Source organism: Agromyces sp. CCNWLW213 (genome assembly GCF_037199545.1).
GTDB lineage: Bacteria > Actinomycetota > Actinomycetes > Actinomycetales > Microbacteriaceae > Agromyces.
Window position 1 is genome coordinate 95,305 of the sequence record NZ_JBBBDX010000003.1, and the last position, 22,610, is coordinate 117,914.

The 22,610-nt window shown below is 72.1% G+C and carries 20 protein-coding genes; 11 read left to right on the forward strand and 9 right to left on the reverse strand.

Going from position 1 to position 22,610, the window contains the following annotated elements:
* The first annotated feature begins 256 nt into the window (after window positions 1-256).
* A complete protein-coding gene (gene dinB, locus WBQ80_RS07725) occupies window positions 257-1,453 on the forward strand; it encodes a DNA polymerase IV (protein WP_336571492.1) in 1,197 nt (398 codons plus the stop codon).
* Window positions 1,454-1,552: 99 nt separating this feature from the next.
* Here dinB and WBQ80_RS07730 read toward each other — a convergent pair whose 3' ends face one another.
* Window positions 1,553-2,227: a TetR/AcrR family transcriptional regulator gene (locus tag WBQ80_RS07730; RefSeq protein WP_336571479.1), complete on the reverse strand. Its 675-nt coding sequence runs from the start codon at window positions 2,225-2,227 to the stop codon at window positions 1,553-1,555.
* Window positions 2,228-2,549: 322 nt separating this feature from the next.
* On the opposite strand from WBQ80_RS07730, the gene WBQ80_RS07735 reads away from it, so the two are divergent.
* Entirely contained in the window at window positions 2,550-3,038 is a 489-nt protein-coding gene (locus tag WBQ80_RS07735; protein ID WP_336571478.1) for a DUF6326 family protein, read from the forward strand.
* A gap of 72 nt (window positions 3,039-3,110) precedes the next feature.
* On the opposite strand, the gene WBQ80_RS07740 is transcribed toward WBQ80_RS07735, so the two are convergent.
* The 5 genes from WBQ80_RS07740 to WBQ80_RS07760 all read right to left on the reverse strand — a co-directional run bounded on the left by WBQ80_RS07740 (window position 3,111) and on the right by WBQ80_RS07760 (window position 8,206).
* Window positions 3,111-3,848, reverse strand: a complete 738-nt coding sequence (locus tag WBQ80_RS07740) for a sirohydrochlorin chelatase (RefSeq protein WP_336571477.1) — start codon at window positions 3,846-3,848, stop codon at window positions 3,111-3,113.
* Between the two features lie 133 nt (window positions 3,849-3,981).
* Window positions 3,982-5,892 (reverse strand): vWA domain-containing protein, encoded by a 1,911-nt coding sequence (locus tag WBQ80_RS07745; RefSeq protein ID WP_336571476.1) that lies wholly within the window; start codon window positions 5,890-5,892, stop codon window positions 3,982-3,984.
* Between the two features lie 54 nt (window positions 5,893-5,946).
* The gene (locus WBQ80_RS07750; RefSeq protein ID WP_336571475.1) at window positions 5,947-6,495 is read right to left on the reverse strand and encodes a hypothetical protein; all 549 of its coding nucleotides are present in this window, start codon (window positions 6,493-6,495) and stop codon (window positions 5,947-5,949) included.
* A 125-nt stretch (window positions 6,496-6,620) separates the two neighbouring features.
* Window positions 6,621-7,412 (reverse strand): PDC sensor domain-containing protein, encoded by a 792-nt coding sequence (locus WBQ80_RS07755; protein ID WP_336571474.1) that lies wholly within the window; start codon window positions 7,410-7,412, stop codon window positions 6,621-6,623.
* Window positions 7,409-8,206, reverse strand: coding sequence for a FadR/GntR family transcriptional regulator (locus WBQ80_RS07760; protein ID WP_336571473.1), 798 nt, complete (start codon window positions 8,204-8,206; stop codon window positions 7,409-7,411). The genes WBQ80_RS07755 and WBQ80_RS07760 overlap by 4 nt, the downstream gene beginning before the upstream one ends.
* Window positions 8,207-8,352: 146 nt before the next feature.
* Between WBQ80_RS07760 and WBQ80_RS07765 the strand changes: the two genes are divergently transcribed.
* The 6 genes from WBQ80_RS07765 to WBQ80_RS07790 all read left to right on the forward strand — a co-directional run bounded on the left by WBQ80_RS07765 (window position 8,353) and on the right by WBQ80_RS07790 (window position 15,980).
* Entirely contained in the window at window positions 8,353-9,405 is a 1,053-nt protein-coding gene (locus WBQ80_RS07765; RefSeq protein WP_336571472.1) for an ABC transporter ATP-binding protein, read from the forward strand.
* Between the two features lie 78 nt (window positions 9,406-9,483).
* A complete protein-coding gene (locus tag WBQ80_RS07770; protein ID WP_336571471.1) occupies window positions 9,484-10,677 on the forward strand; it encodes an ABC transporter substrate-binding protein in 1,194 nt (397 codons plus the stop codon).
* 122 nt (window positions 10,678-10,799) lie between these two features.
* Window positions 10,800-11,753, forward strand: a complete 954-nt coding sequence (locus WBQ80_RS07775) for an ABC transporter permease (RefSeq protein WP_336571470.1) — start codon at window positions 10,800-10,802, stop codon at window positions 11,751-11,753.
* Window positions 11,754-11,763: 10 nt separating this feature from the next.
* Window positions 11,764-12,564, forward strand: coding sequence for an ABC transporter permease (locus tag WBQ80_RS07780; protein ID WP_336571469.1), 801 nt, complete (start codon window positions 11,764-11,766; stop codon window positions 12,562-12,564).
* Between the two features lie 59 nt (window positions 12,565-12,623).
* Window positions 12,624-13,229 carry a nucleoside deaminase gene (locus WBQ80_RS07785; RefSeq protein ID WP_336571468.1) on the forward strand — a complete coding sequence of 202 codons (606 nt, stop codon included), beginning with the start codon at window positions 12,624-12,626 and terminating at the stop codon, window positions 13,227-13,229.
* Between the two features lie 213 nt (window positions 13,230-13,442).
* Complete coding sequence (locus WBQ80_RS07790; RefSeq protein ID WP_336571467.1) at window positions 13,443-15,980, forward strand: ExeM/NucH family extracellular endonuclease; 2,538 nt, start codon at window positions 13,443-13,445, stop codon at window positions 15,978-15,980.
* A 76-nt stretch (window positions 15,981-16,056) separates the two neighbouring features.
* Here WBQ80_RS07790 and WBQ80_RS07795 read toward each other — a convergent pair whose 3' ends face one another.
* Entirely contained in the window at window positions 16,057-16,683 is a 627-nt protein-coding gene (locus WBQ80_RS07795; RefSeq protein WP_336571466.1) for a MarR family winged helix-turn-helix transcriptional regulator, read from the reverse strand.
* A gap of 405 nt (window positions 16,684-17,088) precedes the next feature.
* Between WBQ80_RS07795 and WBQ80_RS07800 the strand changes: the two genes are divergently transcribed.
* A complete protein-coding gene (locus WBQ80_RS07800; protein WP_336571465.1) occupies window positions 17,089-17,502 on the forward strand; it encodes a MarR family winged helix-turn-helix transcriptional regulator in 414 nt (137 codons plus the stop codon).
* Between the two features lie 2 nt (window positions 17,503-17,504).
* Here the strand turns inward: WBQ80_RS07800 and WBQ80_RS07805 are convergent, their stop codons facing one another.
* A complete protein-coding gene (locus WBQ80_RS07805) occupies window positions 17,505-18,968 on the reverse strand; it encodes an MFS transporter (protein WP_336571464.1) in 1,464 nt (487 codons plus the stop codon).
* A gap of 226 nt (window positions 18,969-19,194) precedes the next feature.
* A complete protein-coding gene (locus tag WBQ80_RS07810; protein ID WP_336571463.1) occupies window positions 19,195-20,088 on the reverse strand; it encodes a serine protein kinase RIO in 894 nt (297 codons plus the stop codon).
* Window positions 20,089-20,328: 240 nt separating this feature from the next.
* On the opposite strand from WBQ80_RS07810, the gene WBQ80_RS07815 reads away from it, so the two are divergent.
* Both WBQ80_RS07815 and WBQ80_RS07820 read left to right on the forward strand, forming a co-directional pair.
* Window positions 20,329-20,913: a TOPRIM nucleotidyl transferase/hydrolase domain-containing protein gene (locus WBQ80_RS07815; protein WP_336571462.1), complete on the forward strand. Its 585-nt coding sequence runs from the start codon at window positions 20,329-20,331 to the stop codon at window positions 20,911-20,913.
* 63 nt (window positions 20,914-20,976) lie between these two features.
* A complete protein-coding gene (locus WBQ80_RS07820; RefSeq protein ID WP_442892683.1) occupies window positions 20,977-22,581 on the forward strand; it encodes an MFS transporter in 1,605 nt (534 codons plus the stop codon).
* Window positions 22,582-22,610: the final 29 nt, after the last annotated feature.

A 22,610-nucleotide genomic window follows, 5' to 3' on the forward strand; every position in this document is an offset into this window, starting at 1 on the left:
GGTTCCCTCCTCGTCCGCACCCCGTCCGGGGGCACGTGATCACCGAAGGTACGGATGTCGGCGATGGGCCGAAAGGCGCCTTCGTCACGTTCGGTCACCCCGTGTCGCACGGCGTCACATGCCGTCGCAGACGGTCACGCCGGTCGCTCGTCAGGGTCCCGCGCCTCGCGCAGGCCGTGTCCGGGTCCGGATCCGGGGCGCCGTGTCACCGGTGCGTGGGACGATCCGCACGACGGGCGATCGGCGGGAGGGCGTGGTGCGGGGCGAGGCGACCGTGTTGCACGCGGATCTCGACGCGTTCTACGCCTCGGTCGAGCAGCGCGACGCGCCCGAGCTGCGCGGCCGGCCGGTCATCGTCGGCGGCGGCGTCGTGCTGGCGGCGAGCTACGAGGCGAAGGCGCGAGGGGTGCGCACCGCCATGGGCGGTCGCCAGGCGCGCGAACTGTGCCCCGACGCGGTGGTCGTCCCGCCGCGGATGGAGGCCTATTCGACGGCCAGTCGAGCGGTGTTCGAGATCTTCCACGACACGACGCCCGTCGTGGAGGGGCTGTCCATCGACGAGGCGTTCCTGGAGGTCGGGGGCCTGCGTCGCATCGCCGGAACACCCGAGCAGGTCGCGGTGCGACTGCGCGAGCGGGTCCGCACCGAGGTCGGATTGCCCATCTCGGTCGGGATCGCGCGGACGAAGTTCCTGGCGAAGGTCGCGAGCGCGGTCAGCAAGCCCGACGGGTTGCTGGTGGTCGAACCCGAGCGCGAGGAGGCGTTCCTGCTGCCGCTGCCGGTCGAGCGGCTGTGGGGGGTCGGCGCCGTCACCGCCGAGAAGCTGCACCGGCTCGGCATCCGCACCGTCGGGCAACTCGCCGAGCTCGAGGCCGACGCCGCCGAGCGGCTGCTGGGCCGGGCGACCGGCGCGCACCTGCACGCGCTGGCGCGGCTCCGGGACCCGCGCCCGGTCGACACGACGCGACGCCGCGGCTCGATCGGTTCCCAGCGCGCCCTCGGCAGCCGGCCGCGCTCGGCGGAAGAACTGGACGTCATCCTGACCCAGATCGTCGACCGCCTCGCCCGCCGTCTCCGTGACCGGGACCGGGTGTGCCGCACGGTCGTCCTGCGCCTCCGCTTCGGCGACTTCGCGAAGGCGACCCGGTCGCGCACGCTGGGCTCGCCGTCCGATCGCACCGCGGTGCTGCTCACCGTCGCGAGAGGGCTGCTCGCGATCGCGCAGCCGCTGATCGCCGAGCGCGGCATCACGCTGATCGGCGTCTCCCTGTCGCAGCTGGCGCGCGCCGACAGCCTCCAGCCCGAGCTGCCGATCGACTGGGAGGACGGGGTGCGCCTCGATACCGTGCTCGATGCGGTTCGCGATCGCTTCGGCGCGGCGTCCGTCGCCCGGGCCGCGCAGCTCGGCCGCGACCCGGGCTGGGAGGCACCGCTGCTGCCCGAGCACGAGTGAGTCGGAAGTCCGGCGGTGCCGCACGCCCGAGACCGGCATGGCGGCAGCGTCGCGGCGCAACGCCACCCGTGAGGCGCGACGCCCGATCCCCGAGCGCGGCTACGCGGAGGCTCTCAGGTGCTCGAGGGCGGCGAGGACGAGGTCGAGGCCGATGGTGAACTCCCCTGCCGGGTCGTAGCCGGCGGCGACGAGCGCCGCGGCGGACTCGTTGAGGTACGGGAACTCGTCAGGCGGAAGCTGGGGCAGGTAGACGTCCTCGGTCATCTCCGCGAGCTCGTCGGCGGTGTCGAACGGCAGGCTCGCGGCCTGCAGGGCGTACCCGTAGACGTAGCTGTTGAGCAGCCAGTTGGCGTGCGTCGCCGTCAGGGCCGAGAAGCCGGCCTTCCGCAGGCAGGCGGTGAAGGCTTCGCGGTGGCGGAGGTTCGCGGGGCCGGGGGTCGTGCGCGACTCCATCAGGCCGATCGCCCACGGGTGCCGTGCGAGGACCTGTCGGGTGGAGACCGCCACCCGCCGCATGGCCGTCTGCCAGTCGGTGTCCTGCGGCGGGAGATCGATCTCCTCGAACACGACGTCGATCATGGCGTCCAGCAGCTCGTCCTTGCTCGCCACGTAGTGGTAGAGCGACATCGCGCCCGCGCCGAGCGCGCCGGCGAGTCGGCGCATGCTCAGCCCGTCGACCCCCTCGTGGTCGGCGAGCCGGATCGCCTCGACCACCACCCGCTGCGTGCTGAGGCCCGCGTCCGACGCGACCGGGCGGTGCTCCTTCGCAGACACGTGCCTCCTCGCTGCATCGAACGGCTTGACAATCGTACAGCGTACGCGCCATAGTACGGTGTACGACGTACGGTGTACGAAGAACGTGAGTCGCGGCTCGCACATGAGGAGGCTTCGGTGGGGATGGACAGCGATCGACCGCGGTGGCGCGTGCCGCACCCGCCGCCCATGCGCTCCGCTCCGTCGCGGCCGGCCACGCCCGAGGGAAGGTCGTGATCACCGTGTGACGACCGGACCGACGAGAACGACCCGACCCGTGCGCATGCACGCCCACACCTGCCGCCGCCCGGCGGACGGACCGCTCCTCTCGAAAGAAGAACCGATGACCGACCACACCACGAGCTCGAACCTGCTCGACGATCCGCCGATCCCCGTGCGGGCCAGGATCGCCGCCGCATGGACCAGCTTCATGTTCCTCTACGTCTACGTCGACATCCTGAACTTCTACAAGCCCGGCGTCGTCGACGGCATCCTGAACGGCCTCGTCTGGAGGTTCGACATCAGCTCGACGCTGCTGACGATCTTCCTGGTGTCCGTGTCGATCCCGGCCGTGATGGTGGTGCTCTCCATGACACTGCCCGCACGGGTGAACCGCGCCGTGAACCTGGTCGTGGCGTCGCTCCTGATCCCCTACTCGATGTTCAACGCGGCAGGGGCGACCTGGGAATGGGCCGCCTTCTACGGCATCTCGGTCGGAGTCGAAGTGCTGCTCCTGGCCTTCATCCTGCGCTCCGCCTGGACGTGGCCTCGAACTCCCGCCGTCCCCGCGGGTTCGGCGACGACCGGCCTGCGAGAGGGCGTTCGACCCTAGGCCTCCGTTCGCAGTCCCACGGCCCGGTGCCCGCCCCGCGGGCGCCGGGCCGATCGCGTGGGCGGCCCGGTCTCAGTCGAGTGCGCGAGCGGATGCCGCATAGCGGTCGAGCACGACGTCGACGAGTTCGCGCGGCGCCGGCTCGTCGGGCACGAGCAGGGGCTCGGCCGTGACATCCGCCCCCGCAGCGCGCGCGAGGTCGTCGAAATACCCGGGTGCGAGCAGGTAGTTCGCCACCACGACCCGACCGCCGGGGGCGAGCGACGCGCGCGCCGAAGCGACGGCGGTGGGCAGGCGCGGCTCGGCGGCCGAGAGGAAGCCGACCGTGACCTCGCGCTCGGCCGCCTCACCGAGGCGTCGCGCCTGCTCGAGGCAGTCGTGGACCGCGCGCCGGTCGCTCGAGCCGGCGACGGCGAGCACGATGCGGTCGCCGTCGCGCAGTCCGGCCTCGTGCAGGCGTCGCAGCAGCACGGTCGCGAGGCGGTCGTCGGGGCCGAGCGCGCCCGCGAGCACCACCGGGCGCGCCCGCTCCTCGTCGACCGCCTCGGTCAGGTCGACGTACACGTGGTATCCGGCCGAGAGCAGGAGCGGCACGACCACGGCCGGCTCGCCGTCGGCGAGGGAGGCCAGCGTCGCGGGCACGTCGGGCTGCTCGACGTCGACGTGTCCGAGTCGCACCGACGGCGGGGCATCCGGATGACGCCGCGCGACCGCCTCGACGACGGCGTCGTGGAGGCGGAGCACTGCGCGCCGTCCCTCGGGCGAGGAGGTGCCGTGGGAGATGCCCACGAGGGCGGGACGCCGTGTCATCCGATCATGCTCGCAGACGCGTCGCTCGCCCGCTCGCTCATGGCGTCCCGTTGCGGCGGGCGCCGGACCTCGACCCGGCGTCGGCGCGACGGTTCGACCGCCGGGACCGCCGGGGCCACCGGGACCGCCGGGGCTAGAAGCTCGTGACGAGGTCGCCGAGCACCTCGTCGACCTCGGTCGGGTCGGTCGCGTCGTAGTAGTGCGCGCCGGTCGCGCTCGAGATCGACTGCAGGGTCTTCACGTCGGCGTCGGCGCCGTACGCGAGCGTGAAGACGAGCACGGGCGTCGAGTGGTGCAGTTCCTCGAGCGTGCCGAGCATCTGCTGCGCCGAGATGCTCGGGGCCTCGGTCTCGTTCTTGCCGTCGCTCAGGAGCACGATCGCGTTGATGCGATCCGGGTCGAAGTCGTCCGCCTGCTGCGTGGCGAAGGTGTCGACGGCCTCGTACAGCGGCGTCCACTCCACCGGCTGGAGGGCGGCGAGGGCGGACTCGAACCGGTCGCGGGTGTCGGCGATGTCGGCCACGGCGCTCACCTCGCCCGGGGCGAGCGGGTTCGCGTCGACCTCGGAGAACGCCGCGAGGCCGACGCGGTCGCCCTCGGCGAAGTGGTCGAGCGCCTTCTCGATGGCGACCTTCGCGGCGGCGAGCTTCGACTCGCCCGTGGCGATCGGGTTGCCCATGGAGCCCGACACGTCGACCAGGAACAGCACGTTCGCGCGCTTCCGCACCTCGGGGAAGGCCTCGTGCACGGCGACGACGACCTGCGGATCGGGGAACGCCAGTCGGCCCTTCGGCGCCTCGGCCAGCGCGCCGACCTCGGCGACCTCGCGGTCGAGCTCGCGGTTCAGGTCGCGGTAGCCGGCCTCGCGGACGATCGCCTGGCCCTCCTTCGTGCCGGCGAACCGGATGAAGTCCTCGGCGGCGGCGGCCTCGAACTCGTTCACCCAGCTCCCCGTCAGCACGACGGCGGGGTTGTCGGCGACGTAGTGGCCGTCGGCGGGGTAGATCGGGACGAGCTGCTCGGCGGGCGGTTCGCTCTCGATGCGGGTGACCCCGTCACGGCTCGTGATGCCGCGGTTGTAGTCCCACACCGACTTCTCGTCGACGATGACGGCCGAGAGGAAGTCGGCCGCCGAACCGCCCTGCTCCTCGGTCTGCCGGGCGTGCCAGAGGAAGTGCTCCGGGGTCGCCATGTAGTGGCTCGTCGCGAGCTCGTGCTGCTGGACCTCGGCGGTGACCTCGTCGTCGGCGATGTCGTCGGCCGTGACGTCGGCGACCGAGCCGGCGGCGGACCCGTACGAGGCGAGCAGCGCGGCCTCGCCGGAGGTCGCGACGACCGGGCTGGTCTTGCCCAGCTTGAACTCGCCCCACTCCGGTCGGCCGAGGTCGGACCACACCTCGGCGTCGTCGGCGGTCTCGAACACCTCGGACCAGGTGGGCGGCTCGTCATCCCAGCCGATCTCGGAGGCGAGCTCCTCGGGCATCGCCAGGACGATCCCCGACGTGCCGATGCTCGTGCCCTCCTCGGGCACGTTGGCGGAGCCGCCCGCGGTGCGGGCGACGCCGAGCCACGTGCTGGCGTCGGGGATCCACGCGACGGGCCGCTCGTCCTCGCCCTGCTCGGTGAAGCCGACGGCCGCCTCCTCGGCGGCGACGCCGGACTTGTCCCTGCTCGCGACGACCTCGACGCACCTGCCGTCCACGTCGCGCGGCTCGGCGTTGTAGCCCTCGGCGAGCGAGGCGACCATCTCGGCGTTCTCGAACGACGAGAGCACGCGGATGGTGCCGCAGGGCTCCGCGCCGGCGACCGCGGCGGGCTCGTCGGCGGGGAAGACGACGGGCTCCGGCTCGGGCGTCGAGCTCGGGGCGGACGCGGTCGTGTCGCCCTGGCTGCCGACGACCGCCGCCGTGACGACCCCGGTCCCGATCAGGGCGACCGCGACGATGCCCGCGGCCGCGCCCCAGACGACGCGCTGGCGTCGCCGACGACCCTCCTCGCGGAGGCGGCGCCGGTCGCGTCGGGCGGGGGCAGGGGAATGGGTCATGTCGGTTCGTGAGCCTATCTCAGGTGGACTGGGCGAACACAGGGAGCCGTCCGCTCATGCGGTGGAGTTGAACATGCCGATGACGACCGCCGTCCACCAGGCGAGCTGCGACACCGCGCCGCTCGCCAGGTAGCCGATCCGCGCGGCGCGGGGGAGCGCGCGGAAGTGCGCCTTCGCGGGCATCCGGGCGAGGTCCGACGTCCACTTCGTGAGCGCGACGCCGTTGAGCGAGAGCACGAGCACGGCGACGAGCTTCACGACGGTGAGCGGCTGCGCGAGGTCGGGCTGCAGCAGCGCCCCGCTCGCGAGCAGCCCGCCCAGCCCGACCCACACGGGGAGGATGAGCGTCCGATCGGCCTGCCGAACCTCCCGGGCCGTGCTCCATCCCGTGGCCCAGAGCAGCCCGTGCCACTCGATCATGAGCACGGCGCCGAGCCCGACCACGAGGGAGGCGAGGTGGACGAACAGCACCGGCATCCGCGCCCACTCGGGCGCCGCGAGCATCGTGCTGAGCCAGACGGTCAGCGCCCACGCGAGGGTCACGCCCGCGTAGGCGGTCGCCCGCAGGCGGCGGCGACGGCGCCGCTTCTCGATCATGGTCACGCTCACGAGCCGACCACCGGTCCCTCGTCCGTCGCGCCCGGTGCTCCGGGCGCGTGCCATCCGTCGCCGTTCACCCTATCGAGCGACGGATGCCACGGACGAGACGCCGTGGCCCGGGGGCCGTGCTACTCGACGACGAGCGCGAGCGACGTGTCGCCGCACGGCACGACCGTGCCGCCGCCCGGCAGGTGCGCGGCATCCGTCACCCGCCCCGCGGCCTCGGCCTCGCGCAGCGGCGCGAGCGCCTCGGCGAGTCCCTCGAGGCGGAGCAGCGCGCCGGTCGCCCGGTGCGTCTCGCTCGACGCGACGATCCGGCTCGACGCGTTGACGATCGTGCACGTGCCGCCCGCGTCGCGGAGGACGGGCAGCAGCACCTGCTCGAGACGCGCCACGTAGACGTCGGCGCCCACGAGCCCGACCATCTCGCCGCCGACGCGCACGGGCGTGGTGATCGTGACCGTGTAGTCGTCGGTGCAGAGGTAGTCCACGTAGGGCCCGGTGAGGTGCCGGCTTCCGGTGCGCTCCGGCACGCGCCACCACTCGAGCGTCGTGTAGTCGCGGAACGCCTCGGCGTCGGGGTCGCTGACCGCGTCGAGACGCCGGATGCCGCTCGCGGCGTCCGATCGGAAGGGCGAGCCCCCGCTCAGCCACCAGGCGAGGTGCCAGGGCGCGTCGGCGAGGTAGCCGGGCGCGGCGACGAAGCCGGCGCCCGTGATGAGGGTGCCGGGACGCTCGAGCTCGCCGGCCACGAGGTCGTGGACGACGGGGTCGAGGACGGCCGCACGGGGCTCGGCTCCGGCGGCGAGTCGCCGCTCGGCCGCGTCGCGCCAGTCGTCGATCACGGCGAACACGGGATCGATCACGTCGGCGATGCGGCGCGCGATCGCGTCGGCATCGGTGGCGACGGCCTGCGTCATGACGCGCTCCCCTCCTTCGTCGGCGGAGTCCCGCCGGGCGGCTCGGACTCCGATTCCAACCGCGCCTTCTCATCGATGAGCCACTCGACGCACGACGTGATGTGGCCGACGGTCGCACGGCGGGCGGATGGCGCGTCCGCCGCGCGGATCGCGTCGATCACCTCGAGGCGCGACTCCCTGCTGCGGTCACGGTACTCCTGTCGGCGCAGGCACAGCCAGAGGAAGGAGCCGGATTCGGCCTGGAGGCGCAGCTCCTCGTGCACGAGCCGGGGCGACTGGCTGACCGCGGCGACCTCGAGCTGGAACCGGCTCACGGCGCGCCGCGCGCCGCCCGGGGTGCTGAGGTCGGCTCGCGCGTCGATCTCGACGAGCGACTGCACGTCATCGTCGCTGGCGCGGTCGGCCGCGACCTCGGCGGCCATGCCGGCGATCGCGGCGACGTGCAGGGAGAGGTCCCTCAGTTCGATGCGGCTCGTGGCGCGGAGGCGCTCGTCGAGGAGTCGTGCGGAGGTGTCGCGGTCGTAGGTGACGAAGCTGCCGCCGTCGCGGCCGCGCCGGGTGCGCACGAGACCCTTGTGGCGCAGGGCGACGAGGGCCTCGCGCGCCGTGACGAGGGCGACGCCCAGGCGCTTGGCCAGGTCCGCCTCGCTCGGGAGTCGCTCGCCGTCGTGGAGGACGCCCGACACGATCGCATCGGTCAGCCGCTGCTCCACGAGCTCGGCGCGCCCGGCGCCCTCGAGCGGAGAGAAGATCACGGCGCGGGCGGCGTCGGCGCGCGCGGTGGCGTGCGGCATCCGTCCTCCTCGATGGTGCGCCGCGGCCGGTCCCCCGGATTGGGGGCGGATCGGGCCGCTTCCGTGATCAGACCGTAACACGGGCCTATGGACTATGACATATGAAGCCATATGATTTTCCCCATCGACATCGAAGGAGATCGTCAATGACCGACCAGCAGCCGGCCATCCGGCTCACCGGGCTCACGAAGGAGTTCGGCGCCGTCACCGCCGTCGACCACGTCGATCTCGAGATCGGTGCGGGGGAGTTCTTCTCGATGCTCGGCCCCTCCGGGTCGGGCAAGACCACCGTGCTGCGCCTGATCGCCGGGTTCGAGCAGCCCACCGACGGCACGATCGAGCTGTTCGGCGACGACGTCACGAAGCGCGCGCCCTTCGATCGCGACGTGAACACGGTCTTCCAGGACTACGCCCTCTTCCCGCACATGAACGTCCTCGACAACGTCGCCTACGGACTCCGCGTGCGCGGCATCGGCAGGGCCGAGCGCAACGAGCGCGCGCGCCGCGCGCTGGCGTCCGTCCGCCTCGAGCAGATGGCCGACCGCAAGCCCGCGCAGCTCTCCGGCGGCCAGCGGCAGCGCGTCGCCCTCGCCCGCGCCACCGTCGTGCAGCCCAAGGTGCTCCTGCTCGACGAGCCGCTCGGCGCGCTCGACCTCAAGCTGCGCGAGCAGATGCAGGTCGAGCTCAAGCAGATCCAGCGCGACCTCGGCATCACCTTCATCTTCGTCACGCACGACCAGGAGGAGGCGCTCACCCTCTCCGACCGCGTCGCCGTCTTCAACAACGGCCGCATCGAGCAGCTCGGCACCCCCGCCGAGCTCTACGAGCGGCCGAGCTCGCGCTTCGTCGCCGACTTCGTGGGCACCTCGAACCTGTTCGACGACCGCGTCTCCCAGGCCCTCCTCGGTCGCGGCGGCGTGCACTCGGTGCGCCCCGAGAAGATGACCGTCGGCGCCGGCGAGACCGGAGCCGGCATCCGCAACGCGCCGGGCACCGTCGTCGAGACGATCTACCTCGGCAGCGGCATCCGCCTCGTGGTCGACCTCGACGCGGGCACGCGCATCAGCGTGCTCGAGCAGAACGACCGCAACCGGGTCCACGACGAGGACCGCGGCGACCGCGTGGTCGTCAGCTGGCACGACGACGACGTGATCGCCCTCGGCGGGGCGGATGCCGCCGCGCCGGCGCCCGCCGCCTAGGGCCTCGAGACGGCCTCCGGCCTGCTCGACCCGCACCTGCACCACACCACCCACCCACAGAGAAACCAGGAGAGAACCATGATGCGCATCCCGCGCACGGCGCGCCGCGGCGCGACCGTCGGCCTCGCGATCGGCTCGATCGCGTTGCTCACCCTCACCGCCTGCGGCACCACCTCGGGCGAGCCGGCCGCCACCGAGGACGCGGCGACCGAGCTCGGCGAGCCCGAGGGCCAGGTCTCGATCCTCGCGTGGCCGGGCTACGTCGAGGACGGCTCGAACGACCCCGCCGTCGACTGGGTGACCCCGTTCGAGGAGGAGACCGGCTGCGAGGTCACCTCGAAGACGTACGGCACCTCCGACGAGGCCGTGAACCTCATGAAGACCGGCGACTACGACGTCGTCGCGGCATCCGGCGACGCCACCCTGCGCCTCATCGCGGGCGGCGAGGTGCAGCCGGTGAACACCGACCTCATCCCGAACTACGAGGGCATCTACGACTTCCTGAAGGACAAGGAGTGGAACTCCGTCGACGGGCAGTCCTACGGCGTGCCGCACGGGTACGGCGCGAACCTGCTGATGTACAGCACCGAGGTGTTCCCCGAGGCGCCCACGTCGTGGGACGTGGTCTTCGACCGCGCGAGCGAGAACTCCGGCAAGGTGACCGCGTACGACTCGCCCATCTACATCGCGGATGCGGCGGTGTACCTCATGCACCACCAGCCCGAGCTCGGCATCGAGAACCCGTACGCGCTCGACGAGGAGCAGTTCCAGGCCGCCGTCGACCTGCTGAAGGAGCAGCGCCAGCACGTCGGCGAGTACTGGTCCGACTACCTCAAGGAGATCCAGGCGTTCGAGACCGGTGACTCGGTCGTCGGCACGACCTGGCAGGTCATCCAGAACGTGCTGGCCTCGTCTGGCGCGCCCACCGAGGTCGTGCTGCCCGAGGAGGGCGCGACCGGCTGGTCGGACACCTGGATGATCGCCTCCGACGCCGCGAACCCCAACTGCGCGTACGAGTGGCTGAACTACATCGCGAGCCCCGAGGCGAACGCCGCCGCGACCGAGTACTTCGGCGAGGCGCCGTCCAACCAGGAGGCCTGCGAGTTCCGCAGCGAGGGCTCGTGCGAGGCGTTCAACGCCGGTGACGAGGAGTTCGCCTCGAAGATCTGGTACTGGACCACTCCGATCGCCGAGTGCGTCGACGGTCGCACCGACGTCGAGTGCGTCGACTACTCCCAGTGGACGGCGGCCTGGCAGGAGATCAAGGGCTGACGCCGACGCGGGTCGAGGAGGCTGCTCGCAGCCGTCTCGGGGCCTCCCCCCTGGTCTCGAGACGGCCCCAAGGCCCCCTCGACCCGCACCCCGCCCATCCGCACCTCGACAGGAAAGCACGAATGACGACGAACGCGACGGCACCCGCCCCCGTCCGCGGCTCCGACCGCGACGACGGCTCCCGCAGCGCCATCCGCCGCCCCAGGGCCACCCCGGCCCGCCGCACGTCGGTGTTCCTCAGCACCCACCCCCGGATGCGGCTCGCGCTGCTGCTCTCGGCCCCGCTGTTCTGGCTGGGACTCGTGTACGTGGTGGCGCTCGCGGCACTGCTCGTCACCGCGTTCTGGACGGTCGACAGCTTCACCGGCCAGATCAAGACCGAATGGACGATCGACAACATCGTCACGGTGCTCACCGGCTCGCTCTACCAGACGGTCACGTTCCGCACGATCGGCGTCGCGCTGCTCGTCACGATCATCGACGTCGCCCTCGCGCTGCCCATCGCGTTCTACATGGCGAAGGTCGCATCCCCGCGGGCGCGCCGCATCCTGGTCATCGCCGTGCTCATGCCGCTCTGGGCGAGCTACCTCGTCAAGGCGTACGCGTGGCGCTCGGTGCTCTCGCAGGACGGCATCCTCGAGTGGGTGCTCGCGCCGTTCGGGCTGCACACGCCCGGGTACGGCCTGCCGGCGACGGTCATCACGCTGTCGTACCTGTGGCTGCCGTACGTGATCCTGCCCATCTACGCGGGGCTCGAGCGCGTCCCCGACTCGCTGCTCGAGGCGTCCGCCGACCTGGGCGGCAAGACCTGGCCGACCGTGCGCCACGTCGTGCTCCCGCTCGCGATGCCCGCGATCATCGCCGGCACGATCTTCAGCTTCTCGCTGTCGCTCGGCGACTACATCACGGTGAACATCGTCGGCGGCGCGAGCCAGATGCTCGGCAACCTCGTGTACACGAACGTCGGCGCGGCGAACAACCTGCCGCTCGCGGCGGCGATCGCGCTCATCCCGATCGCGATCATCTTCGGCTACCTCGCGCTCGTGCGTCGCACGGGTGCGCTCGACAACCTGTAGGGGCGAACGGATGCGACTCTCCCGACTCTCGCGCACGACGCTGGGCGCCGTGGCCGGCCTCATCCTCGTGCTCGTCTACGTGCCCCTGCTCGTGGTGCTCGTCAACTCGTTCTCGACGTCGACCTCGCTGTCGTGGCCGCCGCCGGGGTTCACGCTCGAGTGGTGGCGCCGCGCGTTCGCCTCCGAGGGCGCCATGGACGCCGTCGGCACGAGCGTCGTCGTCGCGCTCATCTCGACGGCGATCGCGCTCGTGCTCGGCACGCTCATCTCGTTCGCGTTGCAGCGCTTCGACTTCTTCGGCCGGCAGACGGTGAACCTGCTCGTGATCCTGCCGATCGCGCTGCCGGGCATCATCACGGGTATCGCGCTGAACAACTTCTTCCGCACGATCATGGGCATCCCGCTGTCGATCTGGACGGTCGTGATCGCCCACGCCACGTTCTGCATCGTCACGGTGTTCAACAACGTCATCGCCCGACTGCGCCGCACGGGCACGAAGCTCGAGGAGGCCTCGGCCGACCTCGGCGCGGGCGTGTGGACGACGTTCCGGCTCGTGACGTTCCCGCAGCTGCGGTCCGCGCTGCTCGCGGGGGGCCTGCTCGCGTTCGCGCTCTCGTTCGACGAGATCATCGTGACGACGTTCACGGCCGGGTCGGGGGTGACGACGCTGCCGATCTTCATCCTGAACAACATGTTCCGGCCGAGCCAGGCGCCGATCGTGGCGGTGATCGCGGTGGTGCTCGTGCTCGTGTCGATCATCCCCATCTACCTGGCGCAGCGGCTGTCCGGCGACGAGCAGCAGCGGCGCTGATCGTCCTCCGTCGTCTCGAATGCGGGTGGTTCGCAGGCGGGTCCCGACAGAATGGCGGTATGGATGCCGCGCCGCTGCCGACGTCGTTCTCCGCCTCCCTGCCCGACTGGCTCGTCGACGAGCTGCCGAGGCTGGCCGAGACGGTGCTTCCCGACGACGAGGCCCGGGTCGGCCTCGCGATCGAGCTCGCCGACCGCAACTGGCGGGCGGGCAACGGCGGCCCGTTCGCCGCGCTCGTCGTGGACGCGGCATCCGGTCGGCTCGTCTCGGTCGGCGTGAACGTCGTGCTGTCGAGCGGGCTCAGCTCGACCCATGCGGAGGTGACCGCCCTGAGCCTCGCGCAGTCCCGGCTCGGGCGCTGGGACCTGGGGGCGGACGGCGCGCAGCTCGAGCTCGTCGTCAACTGGGCGACCTGCGTCATGTGCTACGGAGCCACCATGTGGTCCGGCGTGCGGGCGCTCGTGCTCGCCGGGCACGGCGAGGAGTGCCAGCAGCTCACCGGATTCGACGAGGGACCGATGCCCGCGGACTGGATCGGCGAGTTCGAGCGCCGAGGCATCGCCGTGCGCACGAACGTGCGGCGGGATGCCGCGATCGACGTGTTCCGCGCGTTCGGCGCGTCGGACGCGGTGGTCTACAACGCCCGGGGTCAGGCGGGCGACTGAGGTCGGTTGCTCATCTGAGCAGATCTCGCGGCCGACGCTGCACATTGGCGTGGTTCCCGTGAACGTCTCGTGACGCATCTTCCCTGCACCGGGTCGGTTCCCTAGGCTGACGCGCGTCCGGGGGGTCATGGTGGCCCATCCCGGGTTGCGTGAGGAGCCCCGATGAAACGCCTTCTACGTCGTCCCACTGTCGCTGTCGCGACCGCTTCGCTGATGGCCGTCGGGCTGGCGGTCGTGCCCGCCGCCGTGGCCCAGGCCGCGACGCCGACCGAGCTGTTCATCAGCGAGTACATCGAAGGCAGCTCGAACAACAAGGCCATCGAGATCTCCAACCTCACCGCCGGTCCGATCGACCTCGGTGCCGGCGACTACGACCTGAAGTTCTACTTCAACGGCTCGGCGGCCCCCGGGCTGACCATCCCGCTCAGCGGCACGGTGGCCGCGGGCGACGTGCACGTCGTCGCGCAGGCCTCGGCGAACGCGACGATCCTGGCCGCGGCCGACCAGACCAACGGGTCCGGCTGGTTCAACGGCGACGACGCCGTGGTGCTCACGAAGGCCGACGCGGTCGTCGACGCGTTCGGCCAGACCGGGTTCGACCCCGGCAGCGAGTGGGGCTCCGGGCTCACCTCCACCGCCGACAACACGCTGCGCCGCGGCAACGCGTTCTGCGCCGGCGACACGAACCCGAGCGACCCGTTCGACCCCTCCGTCCAGTGGGTCGGCTTCGCGAGCGACACCTTCGACGGTCTCGGCGCGCACTCGTCGACGTGCGAGGCGCCGCCGCCCCCGCCCGAGGCGGACTGCGACGCCGACGTCGTGGCGATCGGGTCCGTGCAGGGCAGCGGGACGGCCACTCCCGTCAGCGGCCAGACCGTTCGCGTCGAGGGCGTCGTCGTGGGCGACTTCCAGGAGGACGGCGGCCTGGGCGGCTTCTTCCTGCAGGATGCGGGCGACGGCGACCCGGCAACGTCCGACGGCATCTTCGTCGCTTCGTCCGAGCCCGTCGAGGAGGGCGACTCCGTCCACGTCGTCGGCACCGCGGGCGAGAACTTCGGCATGACGCGGATCTCGGCGATCGACGCCGCGGTCTGCCCGGGCGACGTCGCGCTCCCGGAGGCCGCGGAGCTCCACCTGCCCGTCGTGCCGGCCGCGTACGAGGCGCTCGAGGGCATGTACGTGACGATGCCCGACACGCTGACCATCCTCGAGTACTTCGAATTCGACCGGTTCGGCGAGATCGTGCTCGGCACCGAACGGCAGCTGCAGCCGACCGCCACCTTCGAGCCCGAGTCGACCGAGGCGATCGCGCTCGCGGCGGCGAACGCGGCCAACCGCATCACGCTGGACGACGGGCGGAGCGCCTCGAACCCCGACCCCGCCATCCACCCGAACGGCGAGGAGTTCACGCTCGAGAACACGTTCCGCGGCGGCGACCTCGTGACGAACGTCACGGGCGTGCTCGACTTCGCGTTCAGCAAGTGGCGCATCCAGCCGACCCAGGGCGCGGACTACGAGGCCGTCAACCTCCGTCCGGGCGTGCCCGACGTCGGCGGGAACTTCACCGTCGCGAGCTTCAACGTCCTGAACTACTTCACGACGCTGAACTCCCGAGGCGCCATCACGCAGGAGGAGTTCGAGCGGCAGGAGGCGAAGATCGTCGCGGCGCTCGCCGCCATCGACGCCGACGTGTTCGGCCTGATCGAGATCGAGAACAACGGCGACGTCGCCGTCGGGACGCTCGTCGACGCCCTCAACGACGTCGTCGGCGCCGGAACCTACGACTTCATCTCGACCGGCAAGCTGGGCACCGACGTCATCACGACGGCGCTCATCTACAAGCCGACCGAGGTCCAGCCGGCCGGGGACTTCGCCGTACTCGACTCCACGGTCGACCCGCGGTTCAACGACGACGCGAACCGCCCCGCCCTCGCGCAGGCGTTCACCGACGTGGAATCGGGCGAGACGATCGCGGTCGTCGTGAACCACCTCAAGTCGAAGGGATCGGCCTGCGCCGGCGACCCGGACACGGGCGACGGCCAGGGCAACTGCAACCTGACGCGCACGGCCGCCGCCGAGGCGATGGTCGACTGGCTGGCCACCGGTCCCACCGATGCGGAGCCCGGCGACGAGCTGATCATCGGCGACCTGAACTCCTATGACAAGGAGGACCCGATCGACGTGTTCGTCGGTGCCGGGTACACCGACCTGCTCCTGCAGGAGCAGGGCGAGGAGGCCTACTCCTACGTGTTCGACGGCCAGGTCGGCTACCTCGACTACGCGCTGTCCGGGCCCGGGCTCACGCCGCGCGTGACCGGCGCCGCCGACTGGCGGATCAACGCCGACGAGCCGGACCTGCTCGACTACACCATGCAGTTCAAGAAGCCGGCCCAGGACGCGCTCTTCGAAGCCGACCCGTACCGCTCGAGCGACCACGACCCGGTGATCGTCGGCTTCGACTTCATCGCGCCGGAGCTCGAGGTCGCCGCGGACCCGTCGGAGGTCTTCCCGCCGAACAACAAGTGGCGCACGATCGACTTCGACATCACGGCCACGGATGACTCGGGCGAGGTCGAGGTCGAGCTGGTCGAGGTCGTGGCCGAAGGGCACAAGGCCGAGGGCCGCATCCTCTCCGACGATCAGGCCGAGGTGCTCGCGCGCTACGGCACCTCGTACACCTTCGTCTTCGAGGCGACCGACCCGAGCGGCAACACCACGACGGCGGAGGTGACCGTGCGAGTGCTGCCCTAGTCGGTCCCGCACGGCAGGCGAACGGCGCGCCGCTCCCGGTCGGGGGCGGCGCGCCGTCGTCGTCGCAGCGGACGGCTCACGCGGCGCGGTGGCCGCAGTGGCCGTGATGGGCGCGGCCGTGCCGATGCCCGTGCCCGCGCTCGGGGCCGTGCTCGTGCCCGTGGTCGGCCCCGTGCGCGTGCGGGTGCCCGTGCCCGTGCGCACGGCGGTGCCTCCGGCCCATCCATCGGCCGCGGCCGCGACGTCCGGATTCCCATGCGGCGTCCTCGCTCCATCCGAGCTCGCGGGCGATGGCCTCGAGCGTGGCGAGGGTGGTCGCGTAGTCGTCGGTCGAGACCGTGCCGGCGACCCGCGCGCGGAGGTCGTGCACGCGCTCGTCGAGGGTCGCGAGCATCGCTCGACCGTCGTCGGTGAGGTGCAGGCCGCCGTCGGAGGCCCGGCCGGCCCATCCGCGACCCACGAGGGCGTCGACGCGCCCGGGCCGGCGCGCGAGCTTCGCCGCCGTGCGCTCGTCGCGGACCTCGCCCGCGATGAGGTTGAGCAGGCGCCACTCGCGCGGCGTGACGTCGAGGTCGTCGAAGAGGGCGTCGAGTTCGCGCTCGATGGCGCGCTCGGCGGTCTTCAGCCAGAACCCGAGCGGGCGAGTCGATCGGGCGTCGTCCGAAGGGGACTGGGGGATGCCGGGGTGGTCAGGGGTGTTCATGCTGGGTCCTTCCGATGCGCCGTGCGGCGCGATGTTCGCCCCGGCGGACGGCCGGGGCGAAGCGGGAGCCGCGATCGCGGCGGCCGCGGCGAGGGCCGCGTCTCGATTTGCATGTCATATGGCATGCACATGTAGTGTGACATGTGACTGAACTGCATGTCAAGTTACATGTAAAGTGGCACGGTGGACGACGCACGCGACACCGACCCGACCGCTCCGACCGACCCGGATCCGGTGGCCCGCATCGAGCGCGCGCTGGCCTCGCTCCGGCGGGGCGGTCGGCCGCCGTGGGCCGGTGAACATCCCGCAGAGGGCCGCGGCGGCCCGCATCCTCGGTCGGGTCGGCCGCACGCGCACGACGCCGATGCTCCGGGAGGATCGGGCGGCCCGACCGGGCACGATGCGATGCACGGACACGGTGGTCCGCACCGCCACGGGGGTCCCGGCTCAGGTCCCTGGGCATTCCGCTTCGGCCCGGTCGCCCGGCACCGCCTGCTCGCCACGCTCGACGCCGAGGGGCGCGCGATGTCCGTCACCGAACTCGCGGAGGCCGTCGGCGTGGACCAGCCCCGCGCGAGCCGGTTGGTCCAGGGTGCCGTCGCCGACGGACTCGTCGCCCGGGAGGCCGACCCCGACGACGCGCGGCGCACGCGCGTGCGCCTGACGCCGGCCGGAGCCGCCGCGGTGCGCGCCGCGGGAGCGCGGCACCGGCAGGCGATCGAGGCGGCGCTCGCCGACTTCTCCGACGACGAGCGCGAGGTGTTCGCCGACCTGCTCGGACGCTTCTCAGCCGGGCTGCGTCGCGGCCGCGAGCACTGAGGTCAGGCCCGAGCGTCTCCGGGGTCCGGGACGGGTGCGGATGCGGCATCCGTCACCCGCTTCGGCACGCGCACGAAGAGCATGAGCACCAGGCCGGCGACCAGCACGAGCACGATGCCGAGGATGCCCCAGTAGGTCGCGCCGAACAGCGCGATGAACGACGACCAGAGCAGTGGCGAGAGGAAGCTCGCGGCGCGGCCCGTGGTCGCGTACAGCCCGAAGATCTCGCTCTCGCGGCCGGCCGGCGTGACGCGGGCCAGGAACGACCGCGACGCGGCCTGCGCCGGCCCGACGAACAGCGTGAGCACGAGGCCGAAGATCCAGAAGGGCGTCGTGCCCGCGTCGTGCAGGAAGAACACGACGAGACCGGCGCCGACGAGTCCGGTGAGCGACGTGAGGATCACCGCGCGCGGTCCGAAGCGGTCGTCGAACCATCCGGCCACGATCGTCGACACGCCGGCGAGCAGGTTCGCGGCGATGCCGAAGATCATGACCTCGTTCGCCGTGAAGTGGAACACCACCGCCGCGATCACGGCGCCGAAGGCGAAGACCCCGGCGAGGCCGTCGCGGAATACCGCACTCGCCAGCAGGAACCAGAACGTCGGGCGGGCCTCGCGCCACAGGCGGGCGATGTCCTGTGCGAGCACGCCGTAGCTGCGGAGGAATCCGACGCGCTCGCGACCCGGTGCCGGCGGCGCCTCGGGAACGAACACGAGCACCGGCCACGCGAAGAGCAGCGTCCAGACGCCGCAGCCGACCGCGATCACGCGGTAGACGAGGCCGTCCTCGGTGGGCATGCCCCACCAGTCGAACGTCGTCGCGACGACGACCAGGACGAGTGCCACGATGCCGCCGAGGTAGCCGAGGCCCCATCCGAGCCCCGACACCTTGCCGACGGTGCGCGGCGTCGACACCTGCACGAGCATCGCGTTGTAGTTCACGCCCGCGATCTCGCTGAAGACCGTGCCCGCTGCGATGAGCGAGATGCCGAGCAGGAAGTACGGCGGCGAGCCCTGCACGAAGAACAGGGCGAACATGCAGGCGACGAGCGCGGCCGTCGCTCCGCCGAGCCAGAGCTTGCGCCGGCCCGCGGCATCCGCACGCTGCCCGAGGACGGGGGCGAGCACGGCGATGAGGATGCCCGCGATCGTGATCGCCCACCCGAGCCCGCTCGCGAGGTCGGCGAGCCCGCGCTCGTACGCCGGGTCGCCCTCGCCGAGCTCGGCGATCGCGGGGTCGAGGAACCAGTCGCTCGTCAGGTAGAGCGCGGTGAAGACGAACGTGAGGATCACCGAGTTGAACGGCTGGGTCCCCCAGTCCCACAGCGCCCACGACCACACCTGCCTGCGGGGCACCGGGCGGTCGGCCGCCAGCTCGAGGCCCGTGAGGACGCGGAGCTCGCCGGTCGACAGGTGCGGGGCGGTGACGGTCGCGTGGCGGTCCGCCGGCGGCTGGGGATCGGTCATGGGGGGAGTCTTCCGGCGTGGGGTGAACGGGCGGTGACGGCGCGCCCGGCCGAGCCGATCCGCGTCGATCCCGTGCAGGCTAGCGCCTCCGCGCCGCAGTGCGACAGCCCCTCGCGGCATCCGCCGGCGCCATGGGCGCGGGCGCGCCCGCGCGGGGCGACCCGACGCGCCGCGCGGCCGTGCGCGCCGACGGCGTGTCGGGTCCCCGCCGACCGGATGCCGCGACTCAGCCGGTCACGTCGCCGACGAGTTCCGCGAAGAGCTCCTCGGCGTCGCACTCGAGCCGCTGCCGCGTGAACCAGTCGCACACGTTCACGCAATCGCGGTGCAGGAGGTCGAACCCGTTCGGGTTCGCGACCACGTCGACGACCTGCGGCAGGTCGATCGCGACCACGCGACCGCGGTGCACGAGGAGGTTGTACGGCGAGAGGTCGCCGTGCGCCAGCCCGGCGAAGGCGAGCGTGTGCATGAAGTCGACGACCTGCCGGAACAGGTCGCGCAGCTCCTCGCTCGAGGCCCGGACCTGCGCGAGGCGCGGTGCGGCGACCCGCCCCTCGCCGATGAACTCCATGAGCACCTCGGTCTCGCCGACCTGCACCGGGTACGGCACGGCGGCGCCGAGTTCCGCGAGCCGGCTCAGCGCGGCGAACTCGGCGTACGCCCACTCGGTGCGTGCGACCTCGCGACCGTACGTCGACGAGCGCTGCACGGCTCGGACGTCGCGGCTCCGACGCGGCGCCGCACGGCCCTCGGTGTAGACCGTCGAGCGATGGAACAGCCGGTGCTCGGCGCCGCGGTACCGCTTCGCGGCGAGCAGGGTCCGGTTGCCCGGCACGTCGGCGGGCGCGCCGGGCACGGCGCGCTCGATCAACCAGAGGTCGGCCTCCTTGCCGGTCTTCACGATGCCGAGCTCCGTGTCGATCGCGGCAGCGGACGTGACGACCCAGTCGGGCCGCGGCTCGGGGCCGCGTTCGCTGGGCTGGGTGGCCGGCCAGGTCGACCAGCGCTGGTCCTCGCCCGGCTCGACGTCGGCGAAGGCGAGGGAATCGGTCGCGGCGCCGAACAGCGCAGCGGATGCCGCGCGCGATCGCGCGGCGGAATCGTCGAGTGACGACAGCATGTTCACGGTGGTGTCTCCGAGATCGTGGAGGCCACCGCGCGGATGCTAGCGGGCGGCCTCGCAGGGAAGGGTGTCTGCGAAACGCGCGACAAGGACGGTGTTCATCGCTCACTCCTTCCGGTCTCGAGCCCACTGGGCCGGGGTGCGCCCCCGATCGAGGCGACGGATGCCGCGTGGCGCGGCCCGCATGAGCATACGCCTCCCTCGGCCGGCTGTCCATGGCGGGGCTAGGGTCGGAACGTGCGCGACGCCGCGACGACCACGTCCGGCGCGGTGGTGCTCGTCGAGGGCGAGAGCGACCACCGCGCCGTCCTCGCGCTCGCGAGCCGGCTCCGCGTCGACCTCGGCGCGGCGGGGGTTCGCGTCGCGGCCATGGGCGGGGTCACCAACATGCGGCACTGCATCGGCGCGCTCGACGCCGAGCTCCCGGCGCCGCGCGTGCTCGGCCTGTTCGACGTGGGCGAGTTCGACGTGGTCCGGCGCATGCTGGACGAGTCCGGTCGCGGCCGGCCGGCCGACCTCGCCGAGGCCGAGGCGCTCGGCTTCTTCGCCTGCTCGCTCGACCTCGAGGACGAGCTGATCCGGGCCGCCGGACCCGCCACGGTCGAGGCGGTGCTGTCCGAGGCCGGCGAGCTCGCGAGGTTCCGGGCGTTCCAGGGGCAGGTGCTGCAGCGCGACCGGCCGGTCGAGGCGCAGCTGCGGCGCTTCGCGGGCACGGCGGGCGGCCGCAAGGCGTGGTTCGGCGCGGCCGTGATCGATCGGATGCCGCTCGACCGGGCACCCGCGGGGATCCTCTCGCTGCTGAGGGAGGCGGTGCGCTCCTGAGCGCGGGCGGGCGGCGGGCCGTAGGTCCCGGTCGCCGGGGCCGCCCGCGTGCTCGGATGAGCCATGGCCACGGCATCGTCCGGAGCGGCGGCCGCGCCATCCGGAACCGGCAAGTTCAACCTCGCGCTCGCGATCCTGCTGGCGATGGCCATGTTCGTGCTCGTGGTGGACACGTCGATCATGAACGTGTCGATCTCGGCCGTCGTGCGCGATCTCGGGACGACGGCGAGCGGCGTGCAGGGCGCGATCGCGCTCGAGGCGCTCGTCTCGGCCGCGTTCATCCTCATCGGCGGCAAGACGGGCGACCTCATCGGGCGCAAGCTCGCCTACATCCTCGGCCTGCTCGGCTACGCGATCGGCGCGGTGGCGATGACCCTCGCGCAGGGCCTGACCGCCATCATCGTGTTCTGGGCGATCATCGGCGGGATCGGCGCATCCCTGCTGCTGCCCTCGATGCAGTCGCTGATCCATGGCAACTTCAGCGGAGCGCACCAGAAGCGCGTCTACGCGCTCGTCGGCGCGGCGGCGGCGATCGCGGCCGCGGTGGGCCCGCTCATCGGCGGCGTCATCACGACCTTCCTGTCGTGGCGCGTCGGGTTCCTGATGGAGGCCGTGATCATCGCGATCGTGCTGTCGGGGATCCGGCTCGTGAAGGACGTGCCGTACACCGGCTCGCGCGCCGTCGACTGGGGCGGGGCGGCCCTGTCGGTGGTCGGCATGGGCGGCATCGTGCTCGGCATCCTCGTCTGGCAGGAGGGCGGCCAGTACGTCGGACTGCTCATCGGCGTGGGCGCGATCGCGCTCGTGACGCTCGTCTGGTGGCTGCGCGTCCGGAAGCAGCGGAGCCGGCCCACGCTGATCGATCCGGTCCTGTTCGAGTCGAAGGGATTCCTGACCGGCGTGAGCGGACAGCTGCTGCAGCAGGTCGCGCTCGGCGGGACGATGATCGTGCTGCCGCTGTACCTGCAGCTCGTCCTCGAGTACGACGCGCTGTGGGCGGGCATCTCGATCGCGCCGCTCTCGCTCACGATGTTCGTCGTGGCACTGCTCGCCGGCCGGCGCACGCTCGGCCGTCCGGCGAACGTCATCCTCTGGGGCTTCGGGCTGCTCGTCGTCGGAGTCGCCGCGCTGCTGCCGATCGTGCCGCGCGCCGACTCGGGCTGGTGGCTCGCGATCCCGCTGGTCGTGGCGGGCGCCGGCCTCGGCCTGCTCGTCTCGCAGCTGAACAACTACACCCTGTCGCCCATCTCGGACGAGCGCGTGAGCGAGGCGGCGGGCGTGAACTCGGCCGCCGGATCGTTCGGGCTGTCGTTCGGGCTCGCGTTCGCCGGCGCGATCATGCTGGCCACGCTCGCGTTCGCCTTCGGTGCACGAGCGGATGCCAGCACCGTGCTGTCCCCGGAGCAGCAGCAGCAGGTCGCGACGGTCCTCGAGGAGGACGCGCAGCTCATGTCGAACACCGGGCTCGAGGAGCTCCTGGCCGACGAGCCCGAGGAGGTGCAGGACGAGATCCTCGCCATCAACACCGAGTCGCGCCCGATCGCGCTGCAGGTCGCGCTGCTGGTCCCGCTCATCGCCGGGGTGCTCGGCCTCCTCAACGCGCTGCGGATGCGGCGCCTGCCCGACCCGGCTCCGTCGTCGTCAGCCGAGGGCATGGCCCTCGGCTGAGCCGGGCCCGCCGATCCGGAGGATGCCCG